The organism is Vibrio sp. YT-19(2023), assembly GCF_033337395.1.
On the sequence record NZ_JAWOQN010000017.1, the window covers coordinates 118,493 to 125,908 of the forward strand.

Here is a 7,416-nt window from a genome sequence, read left to right on the forward strand (position 1 = left end):
ATGAATATTAATAAGGCGAGAACATGTCTCGCCTTAATTACCAATTGGTTTCGTTTTACGCAAAACCCATAATATGAGCTGCGATAACGACGATACTTGATAGGGTAAAGAGTAATAGAATAAATCGCCAGCAGAATTTTGCCCAGTCACCCCAGTCGATACGGCAGACACCAAGCGTTGCCATGAGAGATGCCGAAGTAGGGACGATAACGTTAGTAAAGCCATCGCCAAGTTGGAATGACAAAACTGCCACTTGGCGCGTAACTCCTGCAATGTCTGCCAGAGGGGCCAGTAGAGGCATCGTTAGTGCCGCTTGTCCAGAGCCCGAAGTGACGAAGAAGTTGAAGATAGATTGGAATACATACATTAACCATGCCGCAGCCACGTCAGGAAGCCCGCTAATCACGCCGCCAGCACTGTTTAGAATTGAATTCAGTACACTCGCTTCATCAGATGTACCACCACCAAGTATAAGCAATACACCTTTCGCACAACCCACTAATAGGGCAGGTGCAAGCATAATAGCTGCACCTTCTTTAAATGCATCAGCTGCGCAGTTTAGCGTCATACCGTTCAGGCGGAAAATCGTACCGATGATCGCGACAACAAAGCCCATAGTGAAAAATTGAGAAGCGATTTCTGGGATGTACCATGCGTTAGCGACTACGCCCCAAACGACCCACACCGTGGTCGCAATAACCGTAAGGATAACGAGTGTGTCACCTAGGTTCCAACGAGAATCTTGATTGCCAAGCTCTTGCTGACGGAAATACTGGTCTGTGCGGTGGCTGTAAGAAAGTTTAGGATTTGACTTCACACGAGCGGCGTAGATCATTGTGAAAGCGATACCGATTAACGTAAAGCCAGCCCATAACCCCATGCGCACTGTCATGCCGGATAAAACAGGTACACCCGCAATGCCTTGCGCAATAGCGACGGAGAAAGGGTTCATCCAAGAAGTAGCAAAGCCAATTTGAGTCGCAACATAGGTAACCATTACCGTAGTGATACCATCATAACCAAGGCGAACCATAAGCGGCGCGATAATAATCGCAAACGCTACGGCTTCTTCACCCATACCAAATACCGCACCGCCTAGCGAGAACAGCAAAAATAGCACTGGAATGAATAGCGCTTCGTTACCTTTGGTCTTATCGATAAGGCGCAGGATACCGTTATCGATTGTGCCTGTGCGCATTACAACGCCGAAAGCACCGCCGATAACCAACATGAACATAATCACGCCGATTGCGCTGCCCCATTTAGAGCCAGAAACTAGCCCTTCGAAAGGGAAGTTCATCAGACCAATGCCACCACCAGAAGCAAACAGGCCAACCTTGTTGTAAACCAGTTCACCGTTTTCGTCGGTTGCATAAGAGAAAGAAGAAGGATCGATAACTGTGCGAGTTTTTTCTGCACCGTCGACCATGTAGGTCACCTGTTGGCTATCAAAATGACCAGCAGGAATTAAGTAGGTAAGAATCGCAGCAAGAATACCAACAATGAAGATCAAAATGAGGGTATCTGGCATCTGCCACGACTTAGGGGTAGCAACCGAGTCTGCTGGTTGCGCATGTGTGTGAGACATAACTTACTTCACGTCAAATTCAATAAAGCATGAAATATCGATAAAATAGAATAAAAAGTCAATATTAATGCTTATGTTGAACTATAAATTCATCAAATATTTGAAGTGAAGTTAATTTGATTGTTTTGTGGTCAAATGTTAGGTTAATGTTTCAATATGCGTTGAGTTTGGATGATTCACGAGCTTTCATAGTACATCTACAGGTGATCTAATCACTTGATTTCTGTCTGTTCTGCATAAAAAGCAGCGACATCACGAAGGTCTTCATCATTTAACATTTTTAACTGTGCTGCCATCATTTCTGCAAGTGGCCCTTTACGCTCACCGGCTTGGTAAGATTTCATTGCATTGTAAAGGTACTGAGCATTTTGACCAGCAAGGCTTGGATAGGTGTTGTTCGTTGCGATGCCTGTAACACCGTGACAATAGACACAGCTAGGTGATTTGATTTTACCTTTATCAGCATCACCAAACGGCTCGGCATGGATAGCGGAAGAGAAAATAAAAGAGATTAGAAGTACAAATCTGAGCATGGAGGTTATCTATTCGCTAAAAATCATGCCGATACAATAAAGCTTCCCCTTAGGGGAAGCTCAATGATCAAAATCAAATTAAAGTAGAGATTTTATACTTGATAAGAAAGTGTCGATGTCTTTCGCTGAAATATCTTTATGAGTTACAAAACGAATTGGATTTCCAGGGGTTATCGTGATGTTTTGTTCGTTTAGTTTCGCAGCGATACTTACTATGTCCACTTGAGGATCAAGCTTCGCGAACACGATGTTCGTTTGAACAAATTCAGGGTTGACTGAAAAACCAGGCAGTTCTGCTAAACCTTCCGCTAAGGTTTTTGCGTTGATGTGATCTTGTTTTAGCTGTTCCACTTGTTCGGTAAGGGCAAGCTTGCCTGCTGCGGCAAGAATACCCGCTTGACGCATACCACCGCCGACCATCTTTCTTAAGCGACGTGCTTTTGCGATGTAGTCTTTGCTACCAAGCAGTAGCGAGCCAACAGGGGCAGCCAGACCTTTCGACAGACAGATCGTCATTGAATCAAAGTACTGACCGATCTCTTTTACCGGAACATCAAGTGCAACGGCTGCATTAAAAACGCGAGCGCCATCTAGATGCATCTGCAAGTTATGTTTATTCACGAAGTCACGTGCTTCTGCTAAGTAAGACAGAGGTAGTACTTTACCATTAATTGTGTTTTCTAAGCTGAGAAGCTTAGTGCGAGCAAAGTGACAATCATCTGGTTTAATCGCAGCAGCCAGTTTATCAAATGGTAGCGTGCCATCTGGGTTATTTTCGACTGGTTGAGGTTGAATTGATCCCAAAACCGCCGCGCCACCAGCTTCGTATTTGTAGTTATGTGCTTGTTGCCCACATAGATATTCATCTCCCCGCTCGCAATGCGCCATTAAACCGAGCAGATTGGCTTGAGTGCCTGAAGTGGTAAACAAAGCTGCTTCGAAACCAGCAAGCTGCGCAGCAAATTTTTCAAGCTCATTGACCGTAGGGTCATCACCATAAACATCATCCCCAACGGGGGCCTTAAACATGGCTTCTCGCATGGCTTGGGTGGGCTGTGTAACGGTATCTGATCGAAAATCCATGAATGTCTCCTTGGTCAAAGTCCTAAATATATCCGCAAAGGCGCGCTTTGCTTAAGCAAGCGATCGTTTTGGCATCGGTGATCGTGCCATCGACAATCTTTTCTTCGAGTTGCTTGATTGACAAGGTGACGACCTCAATCACTTCGTCTTCATCGCACTCGTAACGGTTTGTTTTATTGAGCTTTTCGGCAACAAATAGATACTGTATCTCATCACAAAATCCGGCAAGAGGGGTGACTTGGCCGAGAGACGTGAATTTCTCTGCACTAAACCCCGTTTCTTCCTCTAGCTCTCTTTTGGCGCAGCAGAGTGGCTCTTCGTTGCCTTCTCTGGTACCAGCAGGAAGTTCCAATAGCCATTTATTAAGTGAAGGCCGAAATTGGTGGACAAGGACAATGTGACCCTCCGCTGTAATAGGGAGAATCACCGCAGCACCCGGATGATGGATTGTGGTGTGCGTAATTGCCTGTCCTGTAGGAAGCACAACGTCTTCTTCAATCAGAGAAATTTGCTTCCATTTATGAATTATCTTGCTCATGCAGTTATGAACCCTAGCTGTTACCGCATTTTTGACGTTTTTCGACATTAACCACAAATGGTGGGAAACAAAAGCAAAAAATACTGCAACACGACGAAAGCGTTTGCACTTTAAGTGAGCAATGTCTCATAAATGGAAACTTTGATTGCTTCGTCAAGAAGGGGAAAAGCATCTGCTATAAGGGGAATTCGACAAAATACATTTGTAACAAAGTTATAACAAGTGTATAAAAATGTTAACGCAATACCACTTCAGTAGCCGGAGAACGTATGACACAAACCTTATTTGCCTCAAATGCCGAAAAAGCGCTTCTCTCAGAACGCATCAATAAATTGGCGAAAGCGTTAACGGATGGCGTTTATGAACGTGAACATACGATCAAGCTCTGCCTTCTTGCTGCACTTGCTGGTGAAAGTGTTTTTCTTTTAGGCCCCCCTGGTATTGCAAAAAGCTTAATTGCCAAACGACTCATCCAAGCGTTCGATAACAGCAGTTACTTCGAATACCTGATGACGCGCTTCTCAACCCCTGAAGAGGTGTTTGGGCCACTGAGTATCCAAGAGCTAAAAGACAACGGCCGTTATGTTCGCTTAACTAAAGGGTATTTGCCAACTGCACAAGTCGTATTTTTGGATGAAATCTGGAAGGCGGGGCCTGCAATTCTTAACACATTGCTGACAGTGGTTAATGAGAAAACATTCAAAAATGGCAGCGATATCGAGCGTGTGCCAATGCGCCTGTTGGTATCGGCTTCCAATGAATTACCCGATGAAGATAGTGGATTGGATGCCCTCTACGACCGCATGTTGGTGCGTGTGTTTGTGAATCGAATTCAGAATAAACAAAACTTTAAGTCGATGTTGACTGTGGGCACATCGCAAGAGGCACAAGTACCAGAAGGCCTAGCGATAACTGATGAAGAATATCATCAATGGCAACAACAGCTCGACAAATTGACGCTAACCGATAATGCATTCGAAAAGCTTTTCCAGCTTAAAACGATGTTAGAAAGCAAAGTTGAAGCTCAGTTTGGTGATGTGGCCAATACCGACATGTATGTCTCTGACCGCCGCTGGAAGAAAGCCGTGAAGTTGTTAAAAGCGAGCGCGTTTTTTAATGGTCGCGATGAAATCAATCCGCTTGACCTTCTACTGCTGCAAGATTGTTTATGGAACAGTCCTGAATCGCGAGATGTGGTACGTGAAGTGGTTCAAGAGTTCGCCTTAAAACATGCATTTGATCAACAAGACGCGGAGCAGGAAATCGAGTACTGCCGTGAGTCTTTGGTTGATGTTCAACATGAACTTGAAGATGCCTACCGCATGACGTTAACGTCTGAAGCGGCAACGGGTATTTTGCGCAAAGAAACCATGCGCTTTGATACCTCTAAAGCCAAGATGTACAAAGTTGGCGCAGCCGTTAACTTAGTTAAATTGGTGGTCTTGCAAAGCAACATGTCGGTTTCAGAATCAGAAAAAGGTGATAGCCGCTGGGTTTATGTACCCAAAGATGAGTTAGATCGAGTCATTAAAGAGGGAAGCGGTGATGTGTATGGTTACGTCAATCAAAACACCAACATGTGCCGTTTACGGTTTGACGTTGACGCGGCGAATAACCTAGTTATCCGTGATATCGCGAACCGAGGCATTCTGGTTAGCCTAGTGACTCAAGAGGGCTTGGATGTAGAGCTTTACCAAAAGTGGTTAACGCAGAGCGAAAAAGCCGTAAATCAGCTTAGTGAGGCAGAACACCATATGCGTAAGGTGAAAGCGAACTTTCATGATGCGCTTCCGCATAGCTTTGTTGATCCTGAATTACCCCGCCTAATGGAGTCGAGTCTGCAACAGGTCAGTCAGAGACTTGAATCAATCCAAGCAGAAAGTGAAAAAGTTATCCAACGCTTTAAAAACTTAAATCAGTTTTTCTCATAAGGGAGACGACATGCTAGGTGCAGACGGACTTAACCTCGCGCTGATGGTGGCCGACTCCGGCATCATCGATAGCGCAGTTAATGATTTGATGGCTCGTTCACAAGTCATGATGATGGCAGAAAACCGAGGTGTTAAATCTTCGGTCAAAGGTCACTTGTTAAAGTGGCGAGGCAGCGTCAAAAAACGGATCACCAAGGTATGTGAGACAGAGCGTTTCCAACAAGAGCTGTCTTTATATCAAGAGGTTATTCATTGGGATGAAGAGGCGTTTTTTGAAAACATCGAAGATGTGATTAAAAAGCTGGAATGGCACTCTGCGTTTTACATGCAAGCTCGCCGAATGATGGAAAAGAACAAAGGGATGAATAACCCTATGTTCCCACATTACTTTTGTGACCAATGGTACCAAAGCCTCACCGATGCAATAAAACAAGCGCAAGTAAGCGAGCTTGAAGCCAATAAAGAAAAGGTGCTGAATGACCTGTATCAACGTATGGAAACCATGCGTAATATGGATAAAGTCACGGAGTCGGGTGATGCTGAAAGTGTAGGGCGCCTGTGGGATATGGCATCTGCCAAGTTGAGTAAAACAGACTTAACGGTGATGAAGCGCCATGCTGAGTTTCTGAAGAAGCACCAAGGCTTGCAAGAAATTGCGGAGCAACTCGGTCGTATGGCGGGGCAAGTAAATGATCCTGAACTAAATCGTGCGCCCACTGAAGAACTTCAATTGGTCGAAGAGAAAAGTGATGAGGCGACGGATGATATTGTTGGTATTCACGAAAGCGATGATCTAAATAAGCTACTTCCCAACGAAACGATGTTTTTGGCGTATCCTGAACTTGAAGTTGTGTTCTATAAACACTTAGTCGATAAACGGCTCATGAACTATCGTACACAAGGCAAATCGCGCACGTTACGTAAAGTTAAAGCTCACCGACCTGACCATAAAGCGGTAGATATCGAAAAAGGCCCCTTCATTGTTTGTGTGGACGCGTCCGGTTCCATGAGTGGCTTTCCTGAGCAATGCGCCAAAGCCATGGCTTATGCTCTGATGCAAATCGCACTAGCGGAGCAACGTGATTGCTATGTCATTATTTTTTCTACGGAACACATTACCTACGAACTAACCAAACAAGATGGTCTGCGCGAGGCGGCGGACTTTCTAACTTATAGCTTCCATGGTGGTACAGACTTAGAGCCAACTTTGATTAAATCTATCGACTTGATGAGCGGTGATAAATATAAAAACGCAGACATGGTAGTCATTTCCGACTTTATCGCGCCAAAACAACAAGACGAGTTACTGGCCAAAGTGGATGCGCTCAAAGCGAAGAAAAACCGTTTTCACGCGATTAGCTTATCGAAATACGGAAATCCTGCATTAATGTCGATGTTTGATCACACTTGGTCTTATCACCCTAATATTGTGGGAAGATTGCTAAAAAGGGTCAGCAACTATTAAACGCCTTAATGTTTCATGGGACAAAACGAACTGAAAGCGAGATTTATATTGCTTCGTTTTAAGCCAATAAGATCGAACTTTGGTCGAATTGACTTAAAAGAAATCAAACGAACAGAAAATGAAATGTTTTTGTTTGACTATCTTCTCTCAATCCGTAAAGTAGCCACCAACGCAACGGGGTAGAGCCCTGAAGCGTAATAAAAAGGCGCCTTGGCAGAGTGGCTATGCAGCGGATTGCAAATCCGTGGACCTCGGTTCGACTCCGGGAGGCGCCTCCA

General features: G+C 44.6%; 6 protein-coding genes and 1 tRNA gene. 3 read left to right on the top strand and 4 right to left on the bottom strand.

The features are described from left to right. Positions 1 to 55: 55 nt before the first annotated feature. From yfcC to R7E78_RS14460, 4 genes are all read right to left on the bottom strand, one after another. Positions 56 to 1,588 (bottom strand): putative basic amino acid antiporter YfcC, encoded by a 1,533-nt coding sequence (gene yfcC, locus R7E78_RS14445; protein WP_081008283.1) that lies wholly within the window; start codon positions 1,586 to 1,588, stop codon positions 56 to 58. A 212-nt stretch (positions 1,589 to 1,800) separates the two neighbouring features. Beyond that, positions 1,801 to 2,121 (bottom strand): c-type cytochrome, encoded by a 321-nt coding sequence (locus R7E78_RS14450; RefSeq protein ID WP_017633643.1) that lies wholly within the window; start codon positions 2,119 to 2,121, stop codon positions 1,801 to 1,803. Positions 2,122 to 2,199: 78 nt separating this feature from the next. Beyond that, positions 2,200 to 3,204, bottom strand: coding sequence for a low-specificity L-threonine aldolase (ltaE, locus tag R7E78_RS14455; protein WP_213893389.1), 1,005 nt, complete (start codon positions 3,202 to 3,204; stop codon positions 2,200 to 2,202). Positions 3,205 to 3,226: 22 nt separating this feature from the next. Continuing rightward, a complete protein-coding gene (locus R7E78_RS14460; RefSeq protein WP_005375979.1) occupies positions 3,227 to 3,742 on the bottom strand; it encodes an NUDIX hydrolase in 516 nt (171 codons plus the stop codon). Between the two features lie 269 nt (positions 3,743 to 4,011). On the opposite strand from R7E78_RS14460, the gene R7E78_RS14465 reads away from it, so the two are divergent. The 3 genes from R7E78_RS14465 to R7E78_RS14475 all read left to right on the top strand — a co-directional run bounded on the left by R7E78_RS14465 (position 4,012) and on the right by R7E78_RS14475 (position 7,416). After that, positions 4,012 to 5,673, top strand: a complete 1,662-nt coding sequence (locus R7E78_RS14465; protein ID WP_054576741.1) for an ATPase RavA domain-containing protein — start codon at positions 4,012 to 4,014, stop codon at positions 5,671 to 5,673. 10 nt (positions 5,674 to 5,683) lie between these two features. Next, a complete protein-coding gene (gene viaA / locus R7E78_RS14470) occupies positions 5,684 to 7,138 on the top strand; it encodes an ATPase RavA stimulator ViaA (RefSeq protein WP_318057986.1) in 1,455 nt (484 codons plus the stop codon). A gap of 204 nt (positions 7,139 to 7,342) precedes the next feature. Next, positions 7,343 to 7,416: transfer RNA gene (locus R7E78_RS14475), tRNA-Cys, on the top strand.